At 67.1% G+C, this 26,441-nt stretch carries 39 protein-coding genes; 1 reads left to right on the top strand and 38 read right to left on the bottom strand.

Going from position 1 to position 26,441, the window contains the following annotated elements; translation table 11 throughout:
- Positions 1–392: 392 nt before the first annotated feature.
- The gene (locus LRF89_RS10040; protein WP_238637014.1) at positions 393–1,376 is read left to right on the top strand and encodes a Fic family protein; all 984 of its coding nucleotides are present in this window, start codon (positions 393–395) and stop codon (positions 1,374–1,376) included.
- Between the two features lie 344 nt (positions 1,377–1,720).
- Here the strand turns inward: LRF89_RS10040 and LRF89_RS10035 are convergent, their stop codons facing one another.
- From LRF89_RS10035 to rpsL, 38 genes are all read right to left on the bottom strand, one after another.
- Positions 1,721–2,395 (bottom strand): class I SAM-dependent methyltransferase, encoded by a 675-nt coding sequence (locus tag LRF89_RS10035; RefSeq protein ID WP_201169159.1) that lies wholly within the window; start codon positions 2,393–2,395, stop codon positions 1,721–1,723.
- Positions 2,396–2,445: 50 nt separating this feature from the next.
- Positions 2,446–3,714 carry an aspartate aminotransferase family protein gene (locus tag LRF89_RS10030; protein ID WP_238635718.1) on the bottom strand — a complete coding sequence of 423 codons (1,269 nt, stop codon included), beginning with the start codon at positions 3,712–3,714 and terminating at the stop codon, positions 2,446–2,448.
- 76 nt (positions 3,715–3,790) lie between these two features.
- Positions 3,791–5,221: an MBL fold metallo-hydrolase RNA specificity domain-containing protein gene (locus tag LRF89_RS10025; RefSeq protein WP_238637013.1), complete on the bottom strand. Its 1,431-nt coding sequence runs from the start codon at positions 5,219–5,221 to the stop codon at positions 3,791–3,793.
- Positions 5,222–5,236: 15 nt separating this feature from the next.
- Positions 5,237–6,406, bottom strand: a complete 1,170-nt coding sequence (locus LRF89_RS10020) for an isocitrate/isopropylmalate dehydrogenase family protein (protein WP_238637012.1) — start codon at positions 6,404–6,406, stop codon at positions 5,237–5,239.
- A gap of 35 nt (positions 6,407–6,441) precedes the next feature.
- The gene (locus LRF89_RS10015; RefSeq protein WP_238633993.1) at positions 6,442–7,422 is read right to left on the bottom strand and encodes a malate dehydrogenase; all 981 of its coding nucleotides are present in this window, start codon (positions 7,420–7,422) and stop codon (positions 6,442–6,444) included.
- Between the two features lie 78 nt (positions 7,423–7,500).
- Complete coding sequence (locus LRF89_RS10010) at positions 7,501–8,274, bottom strand: SAM hydrolase/SAM-dependent halogenase family protein (RefSeq protein ID WP_207190297.1); 774 nt, start codon at positions 8,272–8,274, stop codon at positions 7,501–7,503.
- A gap of 4 nt (positions 8,275–8,278) precedes the next feature.
- Positions 8,279–8,695 (bottom strand): 50S ribosomal protein L17, encoded by a 417-nt coding sequence (gene rplQ, locus LRF89_RS10005; RefSeq protein WP_201169174.1) that lies wholly within the window; start codon positions 8,693–8,695, stop codon positions 8,279–8,281.
- 20 nt (positions 8,696–8,715) lie between these two features.
- Positions 8,716–9,714: a DNA-directed RNA polymerase subunit alpha gene (locus LRF89_RS10000; RefSeq protein WP_201169176.1), complete on the bottom strand. Its 999-nt coding sequence runs from the start codon at positions 9,712–9,714 to the stop codon at positions 8,716–8,718.
- A 25-nt stretch (positions 9,715–9,739) separates the two neighbouring features.
- On the bottom strand, positions 9,740–10,363 hold the full coding sequence (rpsD, locus tag LRF89_RS09995) for a 30S ribosomal protein S4 (RefSeq protein WP_201169178.1): 624 nt from the start codon (positions 10,361–10,363) through the stop codon (positions 9,740–9,742).
- A 16-nt stretch (positions 10,364–10,379) separates the two neighbouring features.
- Positions 10,380–10,775 carry a 30S ribosomal protein S11 gene (gene rpsK, locus LRF89_RS09990; RefSeq protein WP_201169181.1) on the bottom strand — a complete coding sequence of 132 codons (396 nt, stop codon included), beginning with the start codon at positions 10,773–10,775 and terminating at the stop codon, positions 10,380–10,382.
- A gap of 71 nt (positions 10,776–10,846) precedes the next feature.
- Positions 10,847–11,206, bottom strand: a complete 360-nt coding sequence (gene rpsM / locus LRF89_RS09985; protein ID WP_201169184.1) for a 30S ribosomal protein S13 — start codon at positions 11,204–11,206, stop codon at positions 10,847–10,849.
- Between the two features lie 70 nt (positions 11,207–11,276).
- Positions 11,277–11,390 carry a 50S ribosomal protein L36 gene (gene rpmJ / locus LRF89_RS09980; RefSeq protein ID WP_201169187.1) on the bottom strand — a complete coding sequence of 38 codons (114 nt, stop codon included), beginning with the start codon at positions 11,388–11,390 and terminating at the stop codon, positions 11,277–11,279.
- 107 nt (positions 11,391–11,497) lie between these two features.
- Positions 11,498–12,802, bottom strand: coding sequence for a preprotein translocase subunit SecY (gene secY / locus LRF89_RS09975; protein ID WP_201169190.1), 1,305 nt, complete (start codon positions 12,800–12,802; stop codon positions 11,498–11,500).
- A gap of 40 nt (positions 12,803–12,842) precedes the next feature.
- Positions 12,843–13,283, bottom strand: coding sequence for a 50S ribosomal protein L15 (gene rplO, locus LRF89_RS09970; RefSeq protein ID WP_201169193.1), 441 nt, complete (start codon positions 13,281–13,283; stop codon positions 12,843–12,845).
- Positions 13,284–13,472 (bottom strand): 50S ribosomal protein L30, encoded by a 189-nt coding sequence (gene rpmD / locus LRF89_RS09965; protein WP_011813639.1) that lies wholly within the window; start codon positions 13,470–13,472, stop codon positions 13,284–13,286.
- A gap of 2 nt (positions 13,473–13,474) precedes the next feature.
- Entirely contained in the window at positions 13,475–13,978 is a 504-nt protein-coding gene (rpsE, locus tag LRF89_RS09960) for a 30S ribosomal protein S5 (protein WP_011813640.1), read from the bottom strand.
- A gap of 18 nt (positions 13,979–13,996) precedes the next feature.
- The gene (gene rplR / locus LRF89_RS09955; protein WP_201169196.1) at positions 13,997–14,350 is read right to left on the bottom strand and encodes a 50S ribosomal protein L18; all 354 of its coding nucleotides are present in this window, start codon (positions 14,348–14,350) and stop codon (positions 13,997–13,999) included.
- A 15-nt stretch (positions 14,351–14,365) separates the two neighbouring features.
- Positions 14,366–14,899 carry a 50S ribosomal protein L6 gene (rplF, locus tag LRF89_RS09950; protein ID WP_201169199.1) on the bottom strand — a complete coding sequence of 178 codons (534 nt, stop codon included), beginning with the start codon at positions 14,897–14,899 and terminating at the stop codon, positions 14,366–14,368.
- A gap of 15 nt (positions 14,900–14,914) precedes the next feature.
- On the bottom strand, positions 14,915–15,310 hold the full coding sequence (gene rpsH / locus LRF89_RS09945; protein WP_011813643.1) for a 30S ribosomal protein S8: 396 nt from the start codon (positions 15,308–15,310) through the stop codon (positions 14,915–14,917).
- Positions 15,311–15,321: 11 nt separating this feature from the next.
- Positions 15,322–15,627, bottom strand: coding sequence for a 30S ribosomal protein S14 (gene rpsN / locus LRF89_RS09940; RefSeq protein WP_201169201.1), 306 nt, complete (start codon positions 15,625–15,627; stop codon positions 15,322–15,324).
- A gap of 20 nt (positions 15,628–15,647) precedes the next feature.
- Positions 15,648–16,187 carry a 50S ribosomal protein L5 gene (gene rplE, locus LRF89_RS09935; protein ID WP_201169204.1) on the bottom strand — a complete coding sequence of 180 codons (540 nt, stop codon included), beginning with the start codon at positions 16,185–16,187 and terminating at the stop codon, positions 15,648–15,650.
- A 10-nt stretch (positions 16,188–16,197) separates the two neighbouring features.
- Complete coding sequence (gene rplX / locus LRF89_RS09930; protein WP_201169206.1) at positions 16,198–16,515, bottom strand: 50S ribosomal protein L24; 318 nt, start codon at positions 16,513–16,515, stop codon at positions 16,198–16,200.
- Positions 16,516–16,526: 11 nt separating this feature from the next.
- Entirely contained in the window at positions 16,527–16,895 is a 369-nt protein-coding gene (gene rplN, locus LRF89_RS09925) for a 50S ribosomal protein L14 (protein WP_201169208.1), read from the bottom strand.
- 55 nt (positions 16,896–16,950) lie between these two features.
- Positions 16,951–17,211, bottom strand: coding sequence for a 30S ribosomal protein S17 (rpsQ, locus tag LRF89_RS09920; protein WP_201169211.1), 261 nt, complete (start codon positions 17,209–17,211; stop codon positions 16,951–16,953).
- The gene (gene rpmC, locus LRF89_RS09915) at positions 17,208–17,411 is read right to left on the bottom strand and encodes a 50S ribosomal protein L29 (RefSeq protein ID WP_011813649.1); all 204 of its coding nucleotides are present in this window, start codon (positions 17,409–17,411) and stop codon (positions 17,208–17,210) included. The genes rpsQ and rpmC overlap by 4 nt, the downstream gene beginning before the upstream one ends.
- Positions 17,411–17,824 carry a 50S ribosomal protein L16 gene (rplP, locus tag LRF89_RS09910; protein ID WP_201169213.1) on the bottom strand — a complete coding sequence of 138 codons (414 nt, stop codon included), beginning with the start codon at positions 17,822–17,824 and terminating at the stop codon, positions 17,411–17,413. Before rplP ends, rpmC begins: the two co-directional genes overlap by 1 nt.
- A gap of 21 nt (positions 17,825–17,845) precedes the next feature.
- The gene (gene rpsC / locus LRF89_RS09905) at positions 17,846–18,532 is read right to left on the bottom strand and encodes a 30S ribosomal protein S3 (protein ID WP_201169217.1); all 687 of its coding nucleotides are present in this window, start codon (positions 18,530–18,532) and stop codon (positions 17,846–17,848) included.
- 25 nt (positions 18,533–18,557) lie between these two features.
- Positions 18,558–18,890: a 50S ribosomal protein L22 gene (gene rplV / locus LRF89_RS09900; protein WP_201169229.1), complete on the bottom strand. Its 333-nt coding sequence runs from the start codon at positions 18,888–18,890 to the stop codon at positions 18,558–18,560.
- A 12-nt stretch (positions 18,891–18,902) separates the two neighbouring features.
- On the bottom strand, positions 18,903–19,178 hold the full coding sequence (gene rpsS / locus LRF89_RS09895; protein ID WP_201169231.1) for a 30S ribosomal protein S19: 276 nt from the start codon (positions 19,176–19,178) through the stop codon (positions 18,903–18,905).
- Positions 19,179–19,191: 13 nt separating this feature from the next.
- Positions 19,192–20,016 carry a 50S ribosomal protein L2 gene (gene rplB, locus LRF89_RS09890; RefSeq protein ID WP_201169233.1) on the bottom strand — a complete coding sequence of 275 codons (825 nt, stop codon included), beginning with the start codon at positions 20,014–20,016 and terminating at the stop codon, positions 19,192–19,194.
- 12 nt (positions 20,017–20,028) lie between these two features.
- Entirely contained in the window at positions 20,029–20,325 is a 297-nt protein-coding gene (gene rplW, locus LRF89_RS09885; protein WP_011813655.1) for a 50S ribosomal protein L23, read from the bottom strand.
- Positions 20,322–20,939 (bottom strand): 50S ribosomal protein L4, encoded by a 618-nt coding sequence (gene rplD / locus LRF89_RS09880; protein WP_201241653.1) that lies wholly within the window; start codon positions 20,937–20,939, stop codon positions 20,322–20,324. The genes rplW and rplD overlap by 4 nt, the downstream gene beginning before the upstream one ends.
- An 18-nt stretch (positions 20,940–20,957) precedes the next feature.
- The gene (gene rplC / locus LRF89_RS09875) at positions 20,958–21,608 is read right to left on the bottom strand and encodes a 50S ribosomal protein L3 (protein WP_201169236.1); all 651 of its coding nucleotides are present in this window, start codon (positions 21,606–21,608) and stop codon (positions 20,958–20,960) included.
- Positions 21,609–21,767: 159 nt separating this feature from the next.
- Positions 21,768–22,097, bottom strand: coding sequence for a 30S ribosomal protein S10 (rpsJ, locus tag LRF89_RS09870; protein ID WP_011813658.1), 330 nt, complete (start codon positions 22,095–22,097; stop codon positions 21,768–21,770).
- Between the two features lie 7 nt (positions 22,098–22,104).
- Positions 22,105–23,295, bottom strand: coding sequence for an elongation factor Tu (gene tuf / locus LRF89_RS09865; protein WP_201169237.1), 1,191 nt, complete (start codon positions 23,293–23,295; stop codon positions 22,105–22,107).
- Between the two features lie 57 nt (positions 23,296–23,352).
- Positions 23,353–25,449 carry an elongation factor G gene (gene fusA / locus LRF89_RS09860; RefSeq protein ID WP_201169238.1) on the bottom strand — a complete coding sequence of 699 codons (2,097 nt, stop codon included), beginning with the start codon at positions 25,447–25,449 and terminating at the stop codon, positions 23,353–23,355.
- 35 nt (positions 25,450–25,484) lie between these two features.
- Positions 25,485–25,952, bottom strand: coding sequence for a 30S ribosomal protein S7 (rpsG, locus tag LRF89_RS09855; protein ID WP_201169241.1), 468 nt, complete (start codon positions 25,950–25,952; stop codon positions 25,485–25,487).
- Positions 25,953–25,964: 12 nt separating this feature from the next.
- Positions 25,965–26,342 (bottom strand): 30S ribosomal protein S12, encoded by a 378-nt coding sequence (rpsL, locus tag LRF89_RS09850; protein WP_201169243.1) that lies wholly within the window; start codon positions 26,340–26,342, stop codon positions 25,965–25,967.
- Positions 26,343–26,441: the final 99 nt, after the last annotated feature.

The following is a 26,441-nucleotide window of genomic DNA, read 5'->3' as shown; positions in this document are numbered from 1 at the left end:
ACAGCGAGGGCGGCTGGGAACTGCTGACACCGCGCCACCGCCCGCCCGCGACCCTTGAAAGCCACCTGACCTTCGCGCTCAAGCACGAAGGTCTCGATCTCGCTGTGCTGAAGCGACTCTTCCAAACGGTCGGTCCGGAGCCAATCGCGGGATGGGTCCGCTCCAAGCCAACGGGGTCATATGCACGAAGGGTCTGGTTCCTTTACGAGTGGCTGCTCGGGAGCCGATTGCCGCTGAACGATGCCACGCGCGGGAACTACGTCCCCGCAGTGGATCCCAACCTGCAGTGGGCGGGCGCGGGTAAGGTGTCGAAGCGTCATCGTGTGCGCAACAATCTCCCGGGGACCCCGTCGTTCTGCCCTCTCGTTTTCCACACGGATACACTCCGCGAGATGGTCGATCGCGACCTGGCCCTGCGGGCTCGCAAGGTACTGGATGAGGTGCCCCGGCATATCCTCTCGCGCACGGCGGCCTTCCTGCTCCTGAAGGACTCGCGCTCGAGCTACGCCATCGAAGGCGAGAAACCGCCGCAGGATCGTATCCAGCGCTGGGGCCGGGCCATCGGGGAGGCCGGGCGACACCCGATCGATATCGAGGAGCTGCTTCGCCTCCAGTCCCTTGTCATCGGCGATGCCCGGTTCGTGAAACTCGGTCTACGCACTGAGGGCGGTTTCGTCGGCACTCGAGAGCATCCCGGCTTACGCCCGCTGCCCGAGCACATCAGCGCGCGGCCGGAGGACTTGCCCGATCTGGTCTCCGGCATGATCGCATTCGATCAAGAAGCGGCCAGCGCGCTTGACCCGGTGATTGCTGCGGCCGTGCTCGCCTTCGGCTTTATCTACGCGCATCCGTTTGAGGACGGCAATGGGCGGATCCATCGCTACCTGATCCACCATATGCTCGCCGAGCGCGGTTTCAATCCGCCGGGGGTGGTGTTTCCTGTTTCGGCCGTCATGCTCGAAGAGATCGACCGTTACCGGCACGTCCTGGAAGATTACTCTCGGCGCCTGCTCCCGGTGGTTGACTGGCGGCCGACGGACGGTGGCAACGTCGAGGTGCTCAACGATACCGCGGACTTTTACCGCTTCTTCGATGCAACCCCTCACGCAGAGTTTCTCTACCGCTGCGTGCATCGCACCATCGAGCGCGACCTGCCGGAAGAGGCGCGTTTCCTGCGCCGGTACGATTCCTTCTGCCGTCGCGCAGAACAGATCGTGGACATGCCGGATACGACGCTGGATCTGCTTTTCCGCTTTCTTCAGCAGAACGAGGGACAGCTCTCCAAACGAGCCCGCACCAGGGAGTTCGCGCAACTAACCGATGACGAGGCCGCCGCCGTGGAACGGATCTATCGCGACCTGTTCACGGCGCCCTAAATCCCGCTGGATCGAGACACGAGAGTAATCAGCCAGGAGGCCCACCCGGAGCCGCGGTGGTGGGCGGGCCAAACGCTGCTGAAGACGGGTCGCCCCCAGGCCGCCGAGGTCGGGAGGTCGGTCCGCGGTGGCGGCCGAAGATCGCGCCCCGCCTGTCGGCGGGGTCCCCTGCGCGCCTCGATCCGGCGAGGCCGCTCGCAATGCGCGGCTGCGCCGCGCTGACGCTCGCTGAGCAGCGCGAACCAGGAGAGGTTCGCGCTGCCCCCTCGCCGGCTCTGCGGTGCTCGGCGCGCTCTAAAGGCCGCCACCGCGGACCGACCTCCTGACCGGGTAGCGGCCGTAGCTCAACTGGCGGTCGCCAGCTCCTCCTCCGGCTCCTCCACCGGCGCCGACTCCGCCGACGAACCATTGCGGTAATGGACCAGCTTCCAGTACCCGAAGAAGTACGCCGGATGCACCCCGAGGCACTCAAAGCCCGGGCGCTGCGGCAGATCATCCAGCTCCATGTCCGTGCGGAACCCGAGCAGCTTCGACAACGGCCGAATCGTCTTCTCGAACCCACGAACCACCGGATGCTGCGAGGCGAAGTGATTGATGATGAAGATCTCGCCCCCGGGCCGGCAGACCCGACGGCACTCATCCACCAATCGATCCGGGTTCGGCACTACCGAGGCGACGTACATCGCCACCACCACATCGAACGAATCGTCCGGGAAATCCAGCGCCTCGGCATCCATCTCGTGGAGCGACTCCACGTGCTCCAGCCCCTGCTCTGCCACCCGGCGATGGGCGATATCGAGCATATCCGGGCTGACATCGACGCCGACGATGGAGACATCCCGCCGGTACTCCGGCAGCGAGATCCCCGTCCCGACCCCCACCTCGAGGATGCGCCGGTCCGGCTCGGCGTTGAGATACTGCATCGTGAACTTGCGCCCCGGCGCGAAGATGCGCCCGAAAAAGCCGTCGTAGTACCGCGCGTAGCGCCGGTACGCGTTGCGGATCGAAGAGAGATCCATGACTCCGCTCACCTCCAGGAAATCGGTTCGGGTATCGCCATCGCACCGGCTCAGGCCGTGGCGCGCAGCGCCTCCGCAAAGGTGTCCACCGCCCGGTCGACCTCCTCGCGGGTGACGATCAGCGGCGGCAGCCAGCGCACGATCTGCCCCTGCGGCCCGCAGCGGATCATCAGCACGTCACGCTCTTCCATGGCCTTGAGTACCCGCGCGGCGCGATCACCATCCGGGCGCCCCTGCTCGTCCACCAGCTCGGTGCCGTGCATCAGGCCCATGCCCTGGACGTGGGCGATGGCCGGCTCCTCGGCACACAGGGCGTCGAGCCGGCGGCGCAGATGCGCACCCTGCTCGCGGGCGTTCTCCACCAAGCCCTCTTCCTCGATGACCTCCAGCGTCGCCAGCGCTGCGGCGCAGGCGACCGCGTTGCCGCCGTAGGTGCCGCCCTGGGAGGCCGGCCAGCCGCGCTCCATGATCGCTTCCGGCGCGGCCACGGCCGAGAGCGGGAATCCACTGGCCAGCCCCTTGGCCGTGACCACCACGTCGGGCTCCACGTCGAAGTGGCTGTGGGCCCAGAAGGCCCCGCTGCGCCCGTAGCCGCTCTGCACCTCATCGGCGATGAGCAGCATACCGTGGCGATCGGCCCGCTCACGCAGCCCCTGCATGAAGGTCCGCCCGGCCGGGATGTAGCCGGCCTCGCCCTGGATGGGCTCGACGAAGAAGGCCGCCGACTCCGCCGGGCTCGACTGCGTGGCCAGGATGTGGTCGAGCTCACGCAGGCAGAACTCGGCGGTCTCCTCGTCGTCCCAGCCGTAGCGCCGGGCATTCGGGAACGGCGCGAACACGGTGCCGCCCATCATCGGCTGCACGCCGGCGCGCAGGCCCACGCTCGAGGAGGTCATCGAAAGCGAGCCCATGGTACGTCCATGGAAGCCGCCCTGGAAGACGATGATGTTGGGCCGGCCGGTGGCCTGGCGGGCCAGGCGCAGGGCGGTCTCGCACGCCTCGGTGCCAGCATTGGAGAAGAAGATACGGTCGATCGCGCCGGGCATGATCTCGCCCAGGCGCTCGGCAAGACGGACCATAGGCGGGTGGCGGACGATGGCGTACTGGCCGTGGACCAGGGTGGCGGCCTGGCGCTGGGCCGCTTCGACCACCTTGGGGTGGCAGTGTCCGGTGGCGGTGACGCCGATGCCCGAGGTGAAATCGAGGTAGCGGCGCCCGTCGGTGCCGATGATGTAGGCACCCTCGCCGCGTTCGGCGACAACCTCGCTGGACTGCTTGAGCAGCGGGGAGATAGCTCCGGTCTTGTGCGCGTCGCTCATGGTGCGTGTCCTCCGCTCGGCCGTTCCCGGCCGTTGACTGCAGGGCCGCCGCAGCGACGGCCCCCTGTGGACCAAATTAGTACGCCGCGGGCGGTTCCGCGCTGCGCCCCGGCAGCTGAAGCAGGTCGATATGCGCGCCCTCTTCGGGAGTCTCGACGCCGAAGTCGCGGCTGCGCAGGGCCTCGGCGAGGCTGTCCATGGCGCCGGACTCGCCGTGAACCAGGGCCACCCGCGGCCCATTGGCGAAGTGCTCGGCCCAGGCGATCAGCTCCGAGCGCCCGGCGTGGGCGGAAAGCCCGCCGACGGTGTGCACGGTGGCGCCGACGCGCACCGGTTCGCCCCACAAGGTCAACTCCCTGGCGCCGTCGACCAGCGCGCGCCCGGGCGTGCCCTGGGCCTGGAAGCCGACCATGATCACGTTGCAGTTGCGCCGCCACAGGTTGTGCTTGAAGTGGTGGCGGATGCGCCCGCCGTTGCACATCCCTGAGCCGGCGATGATCAGCGCCCCGGACTGGACCCGGTTGATGGCCATGGAGTCTTCGGCCTGCGGGGTCAGGCGCAGGTTGGGCAACTGGAAGCGGTGGTTCTCCGGCTCGGCGTAGAAGGCGGCGGTCTCGGCGTCGTAGAGCTCCGGGAAGCGGGCGTAGACCTTGGTGGCCTCGATGGCCATGGGGCTATCGAGGAAGACGCTCCAGTCGCCCAGTTCCCACTCCTCGTAGTGCCGGGCGAGGATGTAGAGCAGCTCCTGGGTGCGCCCGACGGCAAACGCCGGCACCAGGATGTTGCCGCGGGAGGCGCGGGCATTGCGGATGATCTCGCCGAGTTCGGCCCAGGTCTCCTCCCAGGAGCGGTGGTCCCGGTCGCCGTAGGTGCTCTCCATGACCAGCAGGTCGGCGTCGCCGACCTGTGCCGGGTCGCGGAGGATCGGCGCGCCGGCATGGCCGAGGTCGCCGGAGAAGACCACCTTGCGGCGCTCGCCGCCGGCCTCGAGCCACATCTCGACGATGGCCGAGCCGAGGATGTGCCCGGCATCGCGCAGGCGCACGGTGACGCCGGGCACCGGCTGCCACGGTTCGTCGTAGGCGTGGCCGACCAGGGCGTCGATGGCCTGCTCGGCATCCGCCACGGTGTAGGTGGGCTCCACCGGCTCGTCGTGGCGGCGGCGGCGTTTCTTGTTCTCGATGGCGGCGTCGCGCTCGGCGAGGAAGGCGGCGTCGCGCAGGAGGATGTCCACCAGCGCGGCCCCGGCGCTGTGGGTGTGGATTGGCCCCTGGTAGCCGGCGGCTCGTAGCAGCGGCAGGCGACCGCTGTGATCCAGATGGGCGTGGGTGAGGATCACGGCGTCGAGGCTGCCCGGATCGAAGGGGAACGGCGCTCGGTTGCGTGCCTCCTGCTTGCCCCCGCCCTGGATCAGGCCGCAGTCGATGAGCACGCGGTGGTCACCGACCTCGAGCAGCATGCAGGAACCGGTCACCTCGCGGGTGGCCCCGTGGAAGTGCAGTCGCATGGGCTCAGCCTCCGTCTACGCGGACGGCGCTCCGGCCATCCGGATGCGTTGCGCCACGGCGCGGCCGACGTCGGCGCAGCCGCGCCCGCTCATGCCGTGCTCGGCGATGTCGTCGGCCACGGCGCGGTGGAGCTGCACGGCGGCACGGGCAGCCTGCGGATCGACCTCACCCATCCATTCCAGCATAGCGGCGGCGGTCAGCAGCATGGCCGCCGGGTGGGCGCGGTCGCCACCGGCGATGTCCGGGGCGCTGCCGTGGGTGGGCTCAAAGAGCGGCGGCACGCTGCGGTCGGCGGGGTTGAGGTTGGCCGAGGGGGCAACGCCCATGCCGCCGGCGAGCACTGCGGCTAGGTCGGTGAGGATGTCGCCGTGGAGGTTGCTGGCCACGACCACGTCGAACTGCCACGGCTGGCTGACGAACTTCATGCAGCAGGCGTCGATGAGCTCGTGGTGGGTGGCGATCTCCGGGTAGTCGGCGGCGACCTCGGCGAAGACCTCGCTCCAGAGCTCGCCGGCGTATTGCACGGCGTTGCGTTTGGTGACCACGCAAACGGCGGCGTCCGCACCGCCGTCACCGGCCGCATAGCGCGGCGCGCGCAGCCCCTGACGGCGCTCCTCGGCCCGCCGGGTGGCCCGCTCGAAGGCGTGGCGGATGATGCGCTCGGTACCGGCGCGGGTGAAGACCTCGAGCTGGGTGGCGGTCTCGCGGGGGGTGCCGGCGGCCAGCCGGCCGCCCTGGTCGACGTATTCGCCTTCGCTGTTCTCGCGGATGACGAGCAGATCGGTGTGCAGGGCGCGCGGGTCGGACAGGGGCATGGGGGCGCCGGCCATGGGCACCGCCGGGCGCTCACAGGCCCAAAGATCGAGCCCCTTGCGCAGCTGCAGCAGCGGCGCCAGCGAGACGCCATCGGGCAGCAGGTAGCGCCCCGGATCGTCGGCAGGCCCGGGGTCCCCGAGGGCGCCGAGGAGCAATGCGTCGTAGCCGACCAGTTGCTCGCGCCAGTCGGCGGGCATCATCTCACCGTGAGCGCGGTGCCAGGCGTGGGCGGGCCAGCCCAGCTCGGTCAGCGCCAACCGGGGCCCGGGGAGGGCCTCCAGGGCGTGGCGGGTGGCGGCCATGACCTCCGGGCCAATCCCGTCGCCGGGCATCACGGCGACCTGCCAAGTCTCCTGGTTGCGTTCCATGGCGGCCCTCCCCGGGCGTTGCCGTCCGCTTCCGCTCAGGGCAGCAGATGCGCCACCGCGTCGCGCTCCTCGGCGAGCTCGGCGGCGGTCTCGTCCATGCGTGCGCGGCTGAACTCGTCCACGGACAGCCCCTGCACGATCTCGTAGTCCCCGCTCCGACAGGTCACCGGGAAGGAGTAGATGAGCCCGGGCTCGATGCCGTAACTGCCATCGGAGGGCACGGCCATGCTCGTCCACTCGCCCTCGGGCGTGCCCAGCGCCCACTCGCGCATGTGGTCGATGGCGGCACTGGCAGCGGAGGCGGCGCTGGAGGCCCCGCGAGCCTTGATGATCGCCGCGCCGCGCTGCTGCACGGTGGGGATGAACGTGTCCTTCACCCAGGCGTGATCAACCTGCTCGCCGGCCGGAGTCCCCTGGATGGTGCAGTGGCTGATATCCGGGTACTGCGTCGCCGAGTGGTTGCCCCACACGGCCAGGCCGTGGATCTCCGTGGAATGGCAGCCAACCTTGTTGGCGAGCTGCGCCAGCGCGCGGTTGTGGTCGAGGCGGGTCATGGCCGTGAAGTTGCGCGGGTCAAGATCCGGCGCGTTGCGCTGGGTGATCAGCGCGTTGGTGTTGGCCGGGTTGCCCACCGCGAGGACCTTCACGTCGCGCTTGGCCACGGCGTTCAGCGCCTGACCCTGGGCCGAGAAGATCGCCGCGTTGGCCTCGAGCAGATCCTTGCGCTCCATGCCGGGGCCGCGGGGCTTGGCGCCGACGAGCAGGACGTAGTCGGCCTCGCGAAAGGCCTCCTCGGCGCTGTCGGTGGCGACGATGCCGGCGACCAGCGGGAAGGCGCAGTCCTCGAGCTCCATCACGGTGCCCTGCAGCGCCTCTTGGGCCTGCGGGATCTCAAGCAGCTGGAGGATCACCGGCTGATCCTTGCCGAGCATCTCGCCGGCGGCGATGCGAAAGAGCAGGCTGTAGCCGATCTGGCCGGCCGCCCCGGTCACCGCGACTCGCACGGGTGTCTTCATGGCTCTCTCCTCGATCCGTTGTAATGCCCGCCGGGCCCTGCCTGCCGACCCGGGCCGGGGGGCCGATTGTAGCAGAGGCTAGCCGCGCGCCCGCCAGTCCAGCACCGCCCCGGGCCCCTGGGCCAGGCGCTGCGCCGCGGAGCCGCTGTTCACCGCCACTTCGACCAGGCCCAGCGCGTTGACGTACCAGAACGCCGTGCCTGCGGGGACGTCAGCGAACTTCGCCGCCCGCGCCAGGCGCTCGCCGCCGACAACGAGCTCCGCCTGGTCCGGCGCGGTCTCGCCACGCCGGCCACTGATCAGATTACCGAAGCCGTCGGTGTAGATCAGGGCGTCCCAGTCCCGCGGCCACCTGTGGCCGACCCAGGTCTCCACCGCCTCCGACCCACGCGGCGGCCGGTCCGTAACCGCCACCTCGGCGGCGGCATCGGCGAAAACGTCGCGGCCGTGGAACGTCGCCGGGGTGCCCGGCGGTGGCGGCGGCAGGCAGTACGCTTGGACATCCGCGAAGTCGCGCGCCGCGACAGCGAACAGCCCGTTGTCCGGACCGATCAGCCAGCGTCCGTCGGCGCGCAGGGCCAGCCCGCCGCGCTCCGTGCCGACACCGGGGTCGACCACGGCTAGCACCACCGCGTCCGGTGGCAGGTACTTGAGGTTGGCGGCAAGCAGGTAGGCGGCACAGTCCGGGCGGAAAGCCGGAGCGTCGTGCATCAGGTCAACGACCTCGGGGGCCGAGTCGAAGGCCTGGCGCAGCCGTGCATGGAGGTGGCCCACATAGGGCCCGAGGTGGGTGTAATCCGTGAACAGGAAGACGGCACCGGGGCGAGCACGCTGGTTCACCCCGGTGCGCAAGGCGTTACGCCTCGGCCGTTTCCTCGGCGTCCTCTTCCGACTCACGCCGGGCGGCGATCGCCTCTTCCCGGTCGACGAGTTGGACGAGGGCCATCGGCGCGCCGTCGCCCTTGCGGAAGCCACAGCGCAGGATGCGCATGTAGCCGCCCGGGCGCTCCTTGAAGTGCGGCCCCAGCTCCTCGAAGAGCTTGGTGACCATCTCCTTGTCGCGCAGCCGTGCAAAGGCCAGACGGCGGTTCGCCGTGGTGTCTTCCTTGGCCAGGGTGATCAGCGGCTCGGCGACACGCCGCAGCTCCTTCGCCTTGGGCACGGTGGTGCGGATCTCTTCCTCGCGGAAGAGCGCGGCGGCGAGGTTCTTGAACATCGCCTTGCGGTGCGAGTTGTCACGGTTGAGGTGACGTCCGGCTTTACGATGGCGCATGACGTTGATCCTTTGACAGTTTAGCCGGCGATACGGGCGCGGTCCCCGAGGGACGGCGGCGGCCAGTTATCGAGTTGCATGCCCAGCGACAGCCCGTGCTCGGCCAAGGTGTCCTTGATCTCGTTGAGCGACTTCTTGCCGAGGTTCGGCGTCTTGAGCAGCTCAACCTCGGTGCGCTGGACCAGGTCGCCGACGTAGTGGATGCTCTCCGCCTTGAGGCAGTTGGCCGAGCGGACGGTGAGCTCCAGGTCGTCGATCGGGCGCAGCAGGACGGGATCGATCTCCGGCTCCTCCTGCTCTTCGCCGGCCTCCAGCAGCCCGCCTTCGAGGTCGATGAAGACCGAAAGCTGATCACGCAGCAGGCTGGCGGCGAACTTGACCGCCTCCTCGGGCGTGACCACGCCGTTGGTCTCGACATCGAGGACCAGCTTGTCGAGGTCGGTACGCTGCTCGACACGCGCACTCTCGACCGCGTACGAGACGCGGCGCACCGGGCTGAAGCTCGCATCCAGGGCCAGGTGGCCGATGGTGCGGGTGTCCTCTTCTTCGCGCGCGGTGACCGGCAGGTAGCCACGCCCCCGCTCGATCTTCAGCGACGCCTTGAACGGCTGCTCGTGCGTGATCGTAGCGATGTGAAGATCCGGGTTCTTGATCTCCACGTCGTGGTCGGTGGCGATGTCCGCCGCCGTCACGGCGCCTGGCCCCTGCTTCTCGACGCTGAGCGTCACCGAGTCGCGCTCGTTGAGCCGCACGGCGAGATCCTTGAGGTTGAGCAGGATATCCACGGTGTCTTCGTGGATGCCCTCGACCGCCGTGTACTCGTGCTGGACGCCCTCGATCTCCACCTCGGTGACCGCGGTCCCGGGCATCGACGAGAGCAGCAGCCGCCGCAGGGCGTTGCCCAGCGTATGGCCAAAGCCCCGCTCCAGCGGCTCCAGGACGACCTTGGCACGGTTGTCCGAGAGCGGCTCGATCTCGACCGAGCGCGGCTTGAGAAAGTCCTTCAGGTACCCCTTCATGGACGACACCTTGCAGTTGCGGCTGTTACTTCGAGTACAGCTCGACGATCAGCGATTCGTTGATTTCCTGAGACAGATCGGCGCGGTCCGGGGCCTGCTTGAAGACGCCTTCCATCTTGGTGGCGTCGACGTCGACCCAGGGCGCCCAGCCGTTCTGCTGCGCCAGCTCGAGGGCGGCCTGAATGCGCAGCTGGCTCTTGGCCTTCTCCTTGACGGAGACGGTGTCGCCCGGCTTGACCTGGTACGACGGGATGTTAACCACCCGGCCGTTGACCAGGATGCCGCGGTGATTGACCAGCTGCCGCGCCTCCGCGCGGGTGCTGCCAAAACCCATCCGGTAGCAGACGTTGTCCAGGCGGCTCTCGAGCAGCTGCAGCAGCGCGGTGCCGGTGGCGTCCTTACGGCGGGCGGCTTCCTTGTAGTAGTTGCGGAACTGCCGCTCCATGATGCCGTACATGCGACGGACCTTCTGCTTCTCACGCAGCTGAAGGCCGTAGTCGGACATGCGGCCGCCGCGGCGCTGCCCGTGCTGCCCCGGGGGCTGCTCGAGCTTGCACTTGGTGTCGATGGACCGGACGCCGCTCTTCAGGAACAGGTCGGTTTTCTCGCGGCGCGCCAGTTTGCACTTGGGACCAATATACTTCGCCATGGCGAGCGCTTCCTCCTCAGACCCGCCGCTTCTTGGGCGGCCGGCAACCGTTGTGCGGGATGGGCGAGACGTCGGAAATGTTGGTGATCCGGTACCCGACCGCGTTGAGCGCACGCACGGCGGACTCGCGCCCGGGGCCAGGCCCCTTGACGCGAACCTCCAGGTTCTTGAGACCGTAATCCTGCGCGGCACGCGCGGCGGTCTCCGACGCCACCTGGGCAGCGAAGGGCGTGCTCTTGCGCGACCCCTTGAAGCCGCTGCCGCCGGCGCTCGCCCAGGACAACGCGTTGCCCTGCCGGTCGGTGATGGTGATCAGCGTGTTGTTGAAGGTCGCGTTGATGTGCGCGACACCATCACTGACTGTGCGCTTGACTTTCTTCTTGCCGCCACCGCGGCTGGATGCCTTCGCCATAGGTCTCTGTTCCCGTGTTCGCTCCGAACGCGGTGCCGATCCGGCCCACGCGTTGAATGTTGCCTACCCGATCAGCGGCTGGCGGGGCCCCGACGCGGACCCTTGCGCGTACGCGCGTTGGTCTGCGTCTGCTGCCCACGCACCGGCAGGCCGCGGCGGTGCCGCATGCCCCGGTAGCAGCCGAGGTCCATCAGGCGCTTGATGTCCATCGCCACCGAGCGGCGCAGATCGCCCTCGATAACGTAGTTGCCGACTTCCTGCCGCAGCGCCTCGACCTCGGCGTCATTGAGATCGCGGACGCGCCGGTCATGCGGCACGCCGGCCGCTTCACAGATGCTCAGGGCACGCGTGCGGCCGATCCCGTAGATCGAGGTCAGCGCGACCCACGCGTGCTTGTGTGTCGGTATGTTGATTCCTGCGATTCGGGCCATGGGGCCAACTCTCCCGTGATTCGCGCTTGTTGGGTGCCGGGTCGATCCGCCGGTGCTCGCCGGTCCGGATTCAGCCCTGGCGTTGCTTGTGCCGCGCCTCCGTGCAGATGACCCGCACGGTCCCGCGCCGCTTCACGATCTTGCAGTTGCGGCAAATCCGCTTGACCGATGCCCTGACTTTCATGGTCGTCTCTCCAATACTCCGAGCGCGGCCGCTCACGGGCGACCCAAAGGCGCGAAAGGATACCAGTCCGCGCGCCCGGATGCCACCCCGCAGCCAGTTTTATCGATTCAGCGCAGCATCCCGCCGCCAGGCCGGGTGTGCCCCTTGAGGTTGGCCTTCTTCATCAGCGGCTCGTACTGGTGCGAGACCAGGTGCGACTGCAGCTGCGCCATGAAGTCCATGACCACGATGACGCTGATCAGCAGCGAGGTGCCGCCGAAGTAGAACGGCACGTTCCAGTACAGGATCAGGAACTCCGGCATCAGGCAGACGGCGGTGATGTAGAGCGCACCGACGAAAGTGAGCCGGCTCTGCACCTGATCGATGTACCGGGAGGTCTGCTCGCCGGGACGGATCCCGGGGATGAACGCCCCCGACTTCTTCAGGTTGTCGGCGGTGTCCCGCGAGTTGAACACCAGCGCCGTGTAGAAGAAGCAGAAGAAGATGATCGCCGCGGCGTAAAGCGCCACATAGATCGGCTGCCCCGGCGAGAGCGTCGCGGCGATGTCTCCGATAAAGCCCAGCCCCTCGGCATCGCCGAACCACTGCCCGACCGTGGCCGGGAAGAGAATGATGCTCGAGGCGAAGATCGGCGGGATCACGCCCGCCATGTTCAGCTTCAGCGGCAGGTGGCTCTGCTGCGCGGCGTACATCTTGCGCCCTTGCTGGCGCTTGGCGTACTGCACGGTGATCCGCCGCTGCCCCCGCTCGATGAAGACAATGAACGCGGTCACCGCCGCGGCCATGATCAGCAGCAGCAGGATCGTCGCGGTACCCAGCTCGCCGGTACGCTGCAGTTCGAGCGTGCCACCCAGCGCGCCGGGCAGGCCGGCGACGATGCCGGCGAAGATGATGATCGAGATACCGTTGCCGATGCCCCGCTCGGTGATCTGCTCACCAAGCCACATCAAGAAGATCACGCCGGTGGCCAGGGTCACCGTGGAGATAAATACAAACGCCGGCCCGGGCATGGCGGCCACACCCTGCCCCTGCAGCGCGATACTGATGCCGATGCCCTGGAAGGTGGCCAGCCCGAGCGTGCCGTAGCGCGTGTACTGCGTGATCTTGCGCCGGCCGGCCTCCCCCTCCTTCTTCAGCCGCTCGAGCGACGGCACCACCGCCGTGAGCAGCTGCATGATGATCGCCGCCGAGATATAGGGCATGACGCCGAGGGCGAAGATGGAGAGTCGCTCCAACGCCCCGCCGGCGAACATGTTGAACATCTCCAGGATGGTGCCGCGCTGCTGCTCGACCATCTGCTCGAGCGCCGCCGGATCGATACCCGGGATCGTGATGTGGGTACCGATGCGGTAGATGATCAGCGCGAGCAGTACGAAAAGCAGACGCTGACGAACCTCGGTGAGACGTCCCATCCCACCGAGGGCCCCTGCGGCACCACCTGGACGTCCCAACTTAACCCTCCTCGACGACTTGGCCGCCGGCCGCCTCGATCGCCTTGCGGGCGCCCTGGGTCACCTTGACGCCACGCACGGTCACTGCGCGGTCGATGGTGCCCGAGGCGATAACCTTGACGTAGCGCATGTTCTTGCGCACGACGCCGGCCTTGTGCAGCGCCGAAAGGTCCACCGTATCACCGTCGACGCGGGCGATCTCGTGGAGGCGAACCTCCGCGGTACGCAGGCTTTTCTGCGAGGAGAAGCCGTACTTCGGCACCCGGCGCTGCAGCGGCATCTGGCCGCCTTCGAAGCCGACCTTGTGGAAGCCGCCACTGCGGCTGTGCTGACCCTTGTGACCGCGACCGGCCGTCTTGCCCAGGCCGCTGCCCGCACCGCGTCCGGCGCGCTTGGCCTCCGGCCGGCTGCCCGGGCTCGGCGACAGTTGATTGAGCCGCATTTACGCCTCCTGAACTTCCAGCATATAGGACACCTTCCGGATCATTCCGCGATTCTCCGGGGTGTCGTCGACCAGGACGGTCTGGTGCATCCGGCGCAGGCCGAGGCCGCGCACGCACTGGCGGTGCTTCTGCAGCCGGCCGTGGACGCTGCGCCGCAGCGTTACCTGGAGCTTCTTCTGGTTAGCCATGATCAGCCCGTAATCTCTTCGACACTCTTGCCCCGCCGGGCAGCGACTGCCTCGGGGGAGTCCATCGAGGCCAGCCCGTCGACCGTGGCGCGCACCACGTTGATCGGGTTGCGCGAGCCGACCGACTTGGCCAGCACGTCCTGCACGCCGAGCACCTCGAAGACCGCGCGCATGGCGCCGCCGGCGATAATGCCGGTACCCGGCGAGGCCGGCTTCATGAAGACCTTGCTCGACCCGTGGAAGTGGGTCACCGGGTAGCGCAGGGTCGGGCCATCCAGCGGCACGGTGCGCATCCCGCCGCGCGCCCGCTCCATTGCCTTCTGGATCGCTGCGGGGACCTCGCGGGCTTTGCCGTAACCGAACCCGACTCGCCCCTCGCCGTCACCGACCACGGTCAGCGCCGTGAAGCCGAACTGGCGGCCGCCCTGGACCACCTTCGCCACGCGGTTGATCGTGATCAGCTTTTCGCGGAGCCCGTCCGCGCCGGTTTGTTCACCGTTCGCCATAGCTTCTTAGCCCCTAGCCTAAAACTTCAGTCCGGCTTCACGCGCGGCCTCGGCCAGCGCCTGCACGCGGCCGTGGTACTGGTAGCCGGCACGATCGAATGCCACCTGCTCGACGCCGGCCGCCTTGGCGCGCTCGGCGATCAGCCGGCCCACCTCTTGGGCGGCGCTCACGTTGCCGGTCCCCTCGCTGCGCTGACGCAGGGAGGGCTCCACCGTGGAAGCAGCCGCCAGGGTCTTCGCGCCGTCCGGCTGCTGCACCTGTGCGTAGATATGGCGCGGCGTGCGGTGGACCGAGAGCCGGTAGGCACCGGCGTCGCGGATGCGCCCGCGGCTCTTGCGCGCGCGCCGCATGCGTGCTGTGTTCTTGTCCATCTTCGTCCCCACCGCCTACTTCTTCTTGGCTTCTTTGAGGACCACCCGCTCGTCGGCGTAGCGTACACCCTTGCCCTTGTAGGGCTCCGGCGGGCGATAGCCTCGGATCTGGGCGGCCACTTGGCCAACCTGCTGCTTGTCGGCGCCCTTGACCACGACCTCCGTCTGCGAGGGGCACTCGATCGTTACGCCCTCGGGGATCTCGTGGTACACCGGGTGCGAGAACCCGAGCGTGAGGTGCAGGGTGTTGCCCTGGACCTGCGCCCGGTACCCGACGCCCTTGAGTTCGAGGCGACGCTCGAATCCCTCGCTGACGCCGATCACCATGTTGCTCACCAGGGCCCGCGTCGTACCGGTCAGCGCCACCGCGCGGGTGCTCTGCTGCCGGGGCTCGAAGGTGAGCGTGCCGTCCTCCTGATTCAGAGAAACCAGGCGGTGGCAGCGCCACGCCATCTGGCCCTTGGGGCCCTTGACCTGAATGTCGTTACCCTGGAGCGTCACCTCCACGCCGGAGGGGACCTCCACGGGTGCCTTTGCGACTCTCGACATGATTGCCCGTCCTGTCTAGAAGACCCAGCAGAGTACCTCGCCGCCGTGCCCCTGCGCGCGGGCCTGACCATCGCTCATCACGCCCTTGGACGTGGAGATAATGGCGGTGCCCAGCCCGTTGCGCACGCGCGGCAGCTCGTCACGACCGCGGTAGACCCGCAGACCCGGCCGGCTGTAACGCTGGATTTCGCGGATTGCCGGCTGACCCTCGTGGTACCGGAGCGTGACCTCCAGGACCGGCTTTTTCTCTTCCCCGACCTCGCGGTAACCCTCGATGTAGCCCTCCTCTTGGAGGACGGCGGCAATCGCCCGCTTGAGCTTCGAGGACGGCATACGCACGTCCGCCTTCTCGGCGTGGTGCGCGTTCCGTACCCGGGTCAGCATGTCGGCAATGGGATCGGTCATGCTCATCGTCTATCCCCTTACCAGCTCGAGAGGGTCAGGCCCGGGATCTCGCCGTTCATGGCCGCCCGACGCAGCTCATTGCGGGCCAGCCCGAACTTGCGGTAATACCCCCGCGGCCGGCCCGACTTGGCGCAGCGGTTACGCTGGCGCACGGGGCTGGCGTTGCGCGGGATCTGCTGTAGCTTGAGCTGCGCTTCGAAGCGCTCCTCGACGCTCGACTCAGGGCTGTCGATGATCGCCTTGAGCCGCTCGCGCTTGGCAGCGTACTTCTGTGCCAGCTTGCGGCGCTTTCGGTCGCGCTCAACCATGGAGTTCTTGGCCATCTGCGCTGCTCCTCTGGACGTTAGGTCCGGAAGGGGAAGCCGAACCCTTCGAGCAGGGCCTTCCCTTCCGCGTCGGTGCGAGCGGTGGTGGACACCGTGATGTCCATGCCGCGCACCCGATCGATTTCGTCGTAGTCGATCTCCGGGAAGATCAGCTGCTCCCGGATACCGAGGTTGTAGTTACCGCGCCCGTCAAACGACCGCGGCGAGAACCCACGGAAGTCGCGGACCCGCGGGGCCGCCACGTGGATGAACCGCTCGAGGAACTCGTACATCCGCTCGCGGCGCAGCGTGACCTTGCAGCCGATCGGCCAGCCCTCACGGATCTTGAAGCCCGCCACGGACTTGCGCGCCCGCGTGACGATCGGCTTCTGCCCGCTGATCTTGGCCAGGTCCTCCTGCGCGGCCTCCAGGATCTTCTTGTCCTTGGTGGCCTCACCCAGCCCCATGTTGATCACGATCTTCTGCAGCTGGGGCACCTGCATCACGTTCTGGTACCCGAATCGCTCCTGCAGGGCCGGAGTGACCTCTTCCTGATAAAGCTTTCGCAACGTCGCCATTCCAGCCCCCTCAGGCGTCAATCAGCTGCTGGTTGGACTTGAAATAACGCACCTTGCGATCCCCCTCCCAGCGGACGCCGACGCGATCGGCCTGCTCCGTCTCGGGGTTGTAGATCGCCACATTCGAGATGTGGATCGGTGCCTCTTTCTCGATAATCCCGCCGGTGGTGCCCTGCATCGGGTTCCCGCGCGTGTGCCGCTTGACCATGTTGACGTTCTCGACGACAACGCGGTCCTTGTCGGGGATCACCCGGGACACCCGGCCACGACGCCCCTTGTCTTTTCCGGCGATGACGATGACCTCGTCGCCCGTACGAATCTTGCGCATGATGACCTCGCCTACAGTACTTCGGGCGCCAGGGAAATGATCCGCATGAAGCGCTCGTTGCGCAGCTCACGGGTCACCGGGCCAAAGACACGCGTGCCGATCGGCTGCAGATTGTTGTTCAGCAGCACCGCCGCGTTGCCGTCAAAACGGATCTTCGACCCGTCGGCCCGGCGCACGCCTCGCTTGCTGCGGACGACTACAGCGTTGTAGACCTCGCCCTTTTTGACGCGCCCCCGCGGGATCGCGTCCTTGACGCTGACCTTGACGATATCACCAATCCCCGCATAGCGGCGCTTGGAGCCGCCCAGCACCTTGATGCACTGCACCTGCCGGGCGCCGCTGTTGTCCGCCGCTTTGAGGAGGCTTTCCATCTGGATCATGACGCTTCACCCGCTCTTGTTCTTGCTCGCCCCCTTGCGGGGCACTTCCGCGCGCTTAGCTCGCGGCCCGCTCCAGCACCTTCACCAGCCGCCAGGTCTTGTTCTTCGACAGCGGACGGCACTCCTGGATGGAGACCCAGTCGCCTTCGCGCCCCTCGTTTTGCTCATCGTGGGCGTGGAGCTTGGTCGACCGCCGGATGAACTTGCCGTACAGCGGGTGCTTCACGCGGCGCTCGACCAGCACGGTGAGGGTCTTGTCCATCTTGTTGCTGACCACGCGCCCGTTCACGGTGCGGGTGTTTTTCTCTTCACTCATGCCTGCCGCTCCGCACGCTTACGCTCGTTGAGCACGGTCTTGATGCGCGCGACGTCGCGGCGCACCTTGCCGAGCTGATCGGTCCGGGCCAGCTGACCGCTGGCCTTCTGCATCCGCAGATTGAACTGTTCCTTGCGGCGCTCGAGCAGCTCGTTCTCGAGTTCCTCGGTTTTCTTTTCGCGCAGCTCGCTCGCCTTCATCACATCACCGTCCGGTTCACGAAGGTGGTCTTCACCGGCAGCTTCGCCGCCGCGCGCCGGAAGGCCTCGCGGGCGACTTCCTCGGACACGCCCTCGATCTCATAGAGGACGCGACCGGGCGCGATCGGCTCGCACCAGTGATCCACGTTGCCCTTGCCCTTGCCCATCCGGACCTCGAGCGGCTTTTCAGTGACCGGCTTATCCGGGAAGACCCGGATCCAGATCTTGCCGCCGCGGCGGATGTAGCGGTTGATCGCACGCCGCGCGGCCTCGATCTGCCGCGAGGTGATGGGTCCGCGAGTGGTTGCCTTGAGGCCGAACTCGCCGAAGCTCACGCGATCACCGCGGGTCGCGAGGCCCGAGCAGCGGCCCTTTTGCTTCTTGCGGTACTTGGTCCGTTTCGGCTGTAACATCGCTTACGCGCTCCCGTCCGCTCAGCCCTGGGCAGCCGCGGCGCGCTTGACGCGCTCGGCAGGGGCCCCTTCGTTGTCGGTGTCGATGATCTCGCCCTTGAAGATCCAGACCTTCACACCGATGACGCCGTACGTGGTCATCGCCTCGGCAAAGCCGTAGTCGATGTCCGCACGGAGGGTGTGCAGCGGCACACGGCCCTCGCGATACCACTCGGTCCGGGCGATCTCGGAGCCGTTCAGCCGCCCCGAAACCTGCACCTTGATCCCCTGGGCGCCGACGCGCTGGGCGTTGCCGACAGCCCGCTTGAGGGCCCGCCGGAACATGACGCGGCGCTCCAGCTGCCCGGCGATGCCCTCGGCCACCAGGTTGGCGTCGGCCTCCGGCTTGCGGATCTCCTCGATATTGATGTGCACCGGCACGCCCATCCGGGCCGCCACCTCACCGCGAAGCCGATCGATGTCCTCACCCTTCTTGCCGATCACGATGCCCGGGCGGGCGGTATGGATCGTAACCAGGGCGTTCTTCGCCGGGCGCTCGATCTGGATGCGACTCACGGAGGCGTTCTTCAGGCGCTCACGAATGAACTCCCGCACCTCCAGGTCGGTGTTGAGGTACTTGCCGAAGTTCGCGCTATCGGCGTACCACATGGAACGCCAGTCTTCGGTGACGCCCAGCCTAAACCCCGTGGGATGGGTCTTGTTTCCCATGCCGGCCTCTCTCGCTTGATCCGCTTCAGTCCTCGGCGACCGCCACGGTAATGTGGCTGGTCCGCTTGAGGATTCGGTTGGCACGCCCTTTGGCGCGCGGCTGAATTCGCTTCATCGTCGGGCCCTCATCGACCATGATCCGCGCTACGCGCAGCTCGTCGATGTCGGCACCATCATTGTGCTCTGCGTTCGCAACCGCCGACTCGAGCACCTTACGCACGATCTCCGCGGCCTTGCGCGGGCTGTACTCGAGGGTCCGCAGCGCGTCGTCCACCGGCAGCCCGCGAATCTGATCGGCAACAAGCCGGGCCTTTTGCGGCGAGACACGCGAGAAACGCAGTTTTGCTTGGGTCTCCATGGCGCGCTCCCGTTATCGCTTCGACTTCTTGTCCGCGGCGTGGCCGCGGAAGGTACGCGTCGCCGCAAACTCGCCCAGCTTGTGGCCAACCATGTTCTCGTTGATCAGCACGGGAACATGCTGGCGCCCGTTGTGGATGGCGATGGTGAGCCCGACCATATCCGGCATCACCACCGAGCGACGCGACCAGGTCTTGATCGGCCGCTTGCTGTTGTTGGCATTCGCCTCTTCCACCTTCTTCAGCAGGTGGTGGTCGATGAACGGCCCTTTCTTGGTCGAGCGTGGCACGATTCTTTACCCCTCAACGCTTCCGTCGGCGCACGATGTACTTATCGGTGCGCTTGTTCTTGCGGGTCTTATGCCCCTTGGTGGGCATACCCCACGGCGAGACCGGGTGACGCCCGCCTGCGGTGCGGCCCTCGCCGCCGCCGTGCGGGTGATCAACCGGGTTCATGGCGACACCACGGACGGTCGGACGCACGCCCAGGTGGCGCTTGGCGCCCGCCTTGCCGAGGTTGCGCAGGCTGTGCTCGGCGTTGCCAACCTCGCCCACCGTCGCCATGCAGTCGGCGGGAACGCGGCGCATCTCGCCTGAGCGAAGGCGCAGGGTCGCCATACCGCTTTCGCGGGCGACGATCTGCACGCTGGCACCGGCTGAGCGGGCGAGCTGCGCCCCCTTACCGGGCTTGAGCTCGACGCAGTGCACCTGCGTACCGACCGGGATGTTGCGCAGCGGCAGGGCGTTGCCCGGCTTGATGGCGGCATCGCGCCCGCTCTGGATCGGCGAGCCAGGTTCAACGCCACGAGGCGCGATAATATACCTTCTCTCGCCGTCTTGATAAAGGACCAGAGCGATATTCGCGGAACGATTCGGGTCGTACTCGAGTCGTTCGACCTTGCCCGGCACCCCGGTTTTGTTCCGCTTGAAGTCAATCAGGCGGTAGCGCTGCTTGTGACCACCGCCACGATGGCGCGTGGTGATGCGGCCGTCGCTGTTGCGCCCGCCGGACTTGGTCTTTTGCACCACCAGGGGCTCATAAGGCCCACCCTGGTGCAGCCGGGCGTCTTTCGTCTTGACGACGAAGCGCCGGCCCGGAGACGTCGGCTTGCTCTTGACTAGTGCCATGACTGGCTCTCCTTACTCCCCACCGAGGAAGTCGATGTCCTGTCCCTCGGCGAGGGTGACGTATGCCTTCTTCCAATCCCGGCGGCGGCCACGGATCATGCCGAAGCGCTTGCGCTTGCCCTTGGCGTTGACCGTGCGCACGCCGGTGACTTGCACATCGAACAGCTTTTCGACGGCGGCCTTGATTTCCTTCTTGTTGGCGTCGGGCGCCACCTGGAAGACCACCTGGCCGGCGCCGTCGGCGATGACCGTGCTCTTCTCGGAGATGTGCGGGCCACGAAGCACGGTATAGAGTCTTTCCTGGTTCATGACAGCCACTCCTCGACACGGCGGATGGCGGACTCGGTGATCACCACCCGCTCGGCGCCGACCAAGCTCGCCGGATCGACGCCGGCGGCGTCAACCACGCCCAGGCGCGGCAGGTTACGGGCGGCAAGTTCGAGGTTGGTGTCGATCTCGTCGACCACGATCAACCCCTCGCTCACGCCGAGCCCGTCCAGGCGCGCCTTGAGCGCCTGGGTCTTGGGCGCGTCGACCGTCAGCTGCTGGACGACCACCAGGCGGTCCTGGCGGGCCAGCTCGGACAGGATCGAGCGCATGGCGCCGCGGTACATCTTGCGGTTGACCTTCTGCGAGAAGTCCCGCGGTTTAGCCGCGAAGGTCTGGCCGCCGCCGCGCCACAGCGGGCTGCGGATGGTGCCGGCACGCGCGTTGCCCGTGCCTTTCTGACGCCAGGGCTTCTTGCCACCGCCGGCGACCTCGCTGCGCGTCTTCTGTGCCTTGGTCCCGGCACGCGCCCCGGCGAGGTGGGCGGTAACCACCTGGTGGACGAGCGATTCGCGGAACGGCGCGTCGAAGGTCTGATCCGAGACCTCGAGCTGGCCTGCCGCTTCGCCCTTTTCGTTACTGAGCTTGAGCTCCATGGCTCCCCCTGTCACCTCTTACGCCTTGCTCGCCGGACGGACGATCAGGTCGCTGCCGACGGCCCCGGGGACAGCACCCCGGATGAGCAGCAGGTTGCGCTCGCTATCCACGCGCACGACCTCCAGGTTCTGGACGGTGGCGCGCCGATTGCCCATCTGCCCGGCCATCTTCTTGCCCTTGAACACGCGCCCGGGGCTCTGGCACTGGCCGATGGAGCCCGGGACCCGGTGCGACTTCGAGTTGCCGTGGGTGTTGCGCTGGGCCCGGAAGTTATGTCGACGCACCGTACCCGCGAAGCCCCGGCCCTTGCTGGTGCCAGTGACGTCGACCTTCTGGCCGGCCTCGAAGCTGCCCACTTCGATGGAGGCACCGGCCTCCGGCAGCTCCTCGTCCGTGGCGCGCTGGCCCTTGTCCAGCCGGAACTCCCACACGCCGCGGCCGGCCTCGACCCCGGCGCGGGCGAAATGCCCCGCCTCGGGCTTGCGCACGCGCTGCGGCTTGCGCCGGCCGGCGGTCACCTGCACGGCGCGGTAGCCGTCACTCTCCTCGGTCTTCACCTGGGTGACGCGATTCGGGTCCGCCTCGACGACGGTCACCGGGATCGAGCCCCCTTCTTCGGTAAAAACACGCGTCATGCCGCGCTTGCGACCGACGATTCCAATTGCCATCGTCCGCGTCTCCTCAAAATCTCTCTGCCCGGATCTAGCTCACCGGGAACGAATAGACTCCGGCGGGCGCACGGCGCGCAGCCCCTGCGGGGCGGCCCGCCGCTTGCCGGCCGGAGCGCCGGTCACCGCCGGTCGTTGTCGATACGGCGGCTCGACGTGTCAGTAGAGCTTGATCTGAACGTCGACACCGGCGGCCAGGTCGAGCTTCATCAGCGCGTCGACCGTCTTGTCCGTCGGGTCGATGATGTCCATCAGCCGCTTGTGGGTGCGGATCTCGTACTGGTCCCGCGCGTCCTTATTGACGTGCGGCGAGGTCAGCACGGTAAACCGCTCCTTCTTGACCGGAAGCGGGATGGGGCCACAGACGTGGGCCCCGGTCCGCTTCGCGGTATCCACGATTTCCCGGGCGGACTGATCGATCAGACGGTGATCGAACGCCTTCAGCCGGATCCGGATACGCTGGTTCTGTGTTGCCGCTGCGGTCGCCATGGCTACTTTACTCGATGATCTTGGAGACGACGCCGGCGCCGACGGTGCGGCCGCCCTCGCGGATCGCGAAGCGCAGGCCGTCCTCCATGGCGATCGGGGCGATCAGCTGAACCGTCATCTTGACGTTATCGCCCGGCATCACCATCTCGGTGCCCTCCGGCAGCGTCACCGTACCCGTGACGTCCGTCGTCCGGAAGTAGAACTGCGGACGGTAGCCGTTGAAAAACGGCGTGTGCCGGCCACCCTCGTCCTTGCTCAGGACGTACACCTCGGCCTCGAAGTGCGTGTGCGGCGTGATCGACTTCGGCTTGCACAGCACCTGGCCACGCTCGACGTCGTCGCGCTTGATCCCGCGCAGCAGCGCACCGATGTTGTCACCCGCCTCGCCCTGGTCGAGCAGCTTGCGGAACATCTCGACGCCGGTGCAGGTCGTCTTGCGCGTCTCGGTGATGCCGACGATCTCGACCTCTTCACCGACCTTGATCACACCGCGCTCGACCCGGCCGGTGACCACCGTGCCGCGACCCGAGATGGAGAAGACGTCCTCGATCGGCATCAGGAAGTCGCCGTCAACCGGACGCTCCGGCTGCGGGATGTGCTCGTCCATGGCCTCGACGAGCTTGATGATCGCCGGACGCCCCATCTCCGAGTCGTCGCCCTCGAGCGCCTTCAGCGCCGAGCCGGTGACCACCGGGATGTTGTCACCGTCGAAGTCGTAGTCGCTCAGCAGCTCGCGGACCTCCATCTCGACGAGCTCGAGCAGCTCGGCGTCGTCGACCATGTCGGCCTTGTTCAGGAAGACCACGATCGCCGGGACACCGACCTGACGGGCGAGCAGGATGTGCTCACGCGTCTGCGGCATCGGGCCGTCGGCGGCGGAGACCACCAGGATCGAGCCGTCCATCTGCGCCGCGCCGGTGATCATGTTCTTCACGTAGTCGGCGTGACCCGGGCAGTCGACGTGGGCGTAGTGGCGGCTCTCCGACTCGTACTCCACGTGCGCGGTGGCGATCGTGATGCCGCGGGCACGCTCCTCCGGCGCGTTGTCGATCTGATCGAACGCGCGGGCGTCGCCGCCGTGAGCTTCCGCCAGGACCTTGGTCAGGGCCGCAGTCAGCGTCGTCTTGCCATGGTCCACGTGACCGATGGTGCCGACGTTGATGTGCGGCTTCTTACGCTCAAACTTTTCCTTGGACACGCCACACCTCGTTTATCTTGTACGGTCTCTCGTCTGAAACTGAACGGCGACGTACGCTTACGACGCCTTCTTGATCACTTCATCGGCGATGCTCGCCGGCGCCTCGTGATACTCCTCGAACTCCATCACGTAGGAGGCACGCCCCTGGGTGTTGGAGCGCAGGTCCGTCGCGTAGCCGAACATCTCCTTCAGCGGCACCTGGGCACGGATCTGCTTGCCGTTGGGGATGTCCTCCATCTTCTGCACGGTGCCACGCCGACGGTTGAGGTCACCGACCACGTCGCCCATGTACTCCTCCGGCGTGACCACCTCGACCTTCATCACGGGCTCGAGCAGAACCGGATCCGCCTTCATGAACCCTTCGCGGAAGGCCATGGAGCCGGCGATCTTGAACGCCATCTCCGAGGAGTCGACATCGTGGTAGGAGCCGTCGTAGAGCTCCACGGCCACGTCGACCACCGGGTAGCCGGCGAGCACGCCCTCTTCCATGACCTCGCGACAGCCGTGGTCGACCGACGGCACGTACTCCTTGGGCACCACGCCGCCGACGATCTTGCTCTCGAAGTTGTAGCCGTCGCCACGCTCCTGCGGCTTCATGCGGATGTGCACGTGACCGTACTGGCCGCGGCCACCGGACTGGCGCACGAACTTGCCTTCCTGCTCGACCTGCTTACGGATGGTCTCGCGGTAGGCGACCTGCGGCGCGCCGACGTTGGCCTCGACCTTGAACTCCCGCTTGAGGCGGTCGACGATGATATCCAGGTGCAGCTCACCCATGCCGGAGATGATGGTCTGCCCGGACTCCTCGTCGGTGCGCACGCGGAAGGACGGATCCTCCTGCGCCAGCCGGCCGAGGGCCTGGCCCATCTTCTCTTGGTCGCTGCGCGTCTTCGGCTCGACGGCAACGGCGATCACCGGCTCGGGGAACTCCATGCGCTCGAGCGTGACCTTGTTGCTCGGATCGCACAGGGTGTCACCGGTGGTGACATCCTTCAGGCCGACAGCGGCGGCGATGTCGCCGGCGCGGACCTCCTTGATCTCCTCGCGCTGGTTGGAGTGCATCTGCAGCAGACGGCCGATGCGCTCCTTCTTGCCCTTGACCGGGTTGAAGACCGCGTCGCCGGAGCTTAGCACGCCGGAGTAGACGCGGAAGAACGTGAGGTTGCCGACGTACGGATCGTTGGCGATCTTGAACGCCAGCGCCGCGAAGGGCTGGTCGTCGCTGGACTCGCGGGTGACCACGGTCTCTTCGTCATCGAGCACACCCTCGATGGCCGGGACCTCGTTGGGCGCCGGCAGGAATTCGATGACGGCGTCGAGCAGCGTCTGAACGCCCTTGTTCTTGAACGCCGAGCCGCACATGCACAGCACGATCTCGGTGTTCAGGGTGCGCTGGCGCAAGCCACGCTTGATGTCGTCGTGGGACAGTTCCCCTTCGTTGAGGTACTTGTCCATCAGCTCTTCGTCCGCCTCGGCGGCGGCCTCGACCATCTCCTCGCGGGCGGCCTCGGCGTCGGCCCTGAGCTCTTCCGGGATCTCCCGCTCGGAGTAGGTCATGCCCTGCTCGTCGCGGTCCCAGTAGATGGCGGACATGCGCAGCAGGTCGATGATGCCCTCGAACTGGTCCTCGGCGCCGATGGGCAGCTGGATCGGCACCGCCTGGGAACCGAGCCGCTCGCGGATCTGGCTGACCACACGCGAGAAGTCGGCGCCAGCGCGGTCCATCTTGTTGACGAACGCCATGCGCGGCACGCCGTACTTGTTGGCCTGGCGCCAGACCGTCTCGGACTGCGGCTCCACGCCACCGACGGCACAGAACACGGCGACGGCGCCGTCGAGCACCCGCAGCGAGCGCTCCACCTCGATGGTGAAGTCGACGTGACCCGGGGTGTCGATGATGTTGATCCGGGTCTCGGGGTACTGCTGGTCCATGCCGCGCCAGAAGCAGGTGGTCGCGGCGGACGTAATGGTGATGCCACGCTCCTGTTCCTGGGACATCCAGTCCATGGTCGCCGCACCGTCATGGGTCTCACCCATCTTGTGCGAGACACCGGTGTAAAACAGGATGCGCTCGGTGGTGGTGGTCTTGCCGGCATCGATGTGAGCGGCGATGCCGATGTTCCGATAGCGCTCGATGGGTGTCTTGCGTGCCACGGTGGAATACCCCGTTTTGAAGCGTGTTTCTGCGTTTACCAGCGGTAGTGCGAGAAGGCCTTGTTGGCCTCGGCCATGCGGTGCGTGTCTTCACGCTTTTTCACGGCCGTCCCGCGACTCTCCGCCGCCTCAAGCATCTCGTTGGCCATGCGCGCGGCCATGGTCTTCTCGCCGCGCTTGCGGGCCGCCTCGAGCAGCCAGCGCATGGCGAGGGTCTGGCGCCGCTCGGGGCGGACCTCGACCGGGACCTGATACGTAGCGCCACCGACGCGCCGGGACTTGACCTCGACCCGCGGCTTGACGTTCTCGAGCGCGGTCTCCATGACCTCGATCGGATCGTCGTGCTTGGCGCCGATGCGCTCCAGGGCCCCGTAGAGGATTCGCTCGGCCACCGAGCGCTTGCCGTCGCTCATGACCATGTTGACGAATTTGGTCAGGACCTCACTCCCGTACTTGGGATCGGGCAGGACCTTGCGCTTGGGTACTTCTCGTCTCCTAGGCATGACTGAGTCCCGTTACTTCTTCTTCGGGCGCTTGGCGCCGTACTTGGAACGACCCTGCCGGCGCTTGTCGACACCCGCCGTATCCGCGGCACCGCGGACGACGTGGTAGCGCACACCAGGCAGGTCCTTGACACGCCCGCCACGAATGAGGACGACCGAGTGCTCCTGGAGGTTGTGACCCTCACCACCGATGTAGGAGGCCACCTCGTAACCGTTGGTCAGACGCACACGCGCCACCTTCCGCAGCGCGGAGTTCGGCTTCTTCGGCGTGGTGGTGTAGACGCGAGTGCATACGCCGCGCTTCTGAGGGCTCGCCTCCAGCGCCGGCACACTGCTCTTCGCGGTGCGCTTGGTGCGACCTTTGCGCACCAACTGGTTCACTGTCGCCATAGGGTTTTGCGCTCCGTACCGACCCAAAAACGACAGGCCGGATGGCCGGCCTGTCGAAGACGCGGCATTCTAGGGTGATCCCGCGCCCTTGTCAATGAC

Origin of the sequence: Halorhodospira sp. 9621, assembly GCF_022228055.1 — a bacterium.
Taxonomy (GTDB): Bacteria; Pseudomonadota; Gammaproteobacteria; order Nitrococcales; family Halorhodospiraceae; genus Halorhodospira; species Halorhodospira halophila_A.
This window is presented reverse-complemented; position numbering and strand designations above follow the sequence as displayed.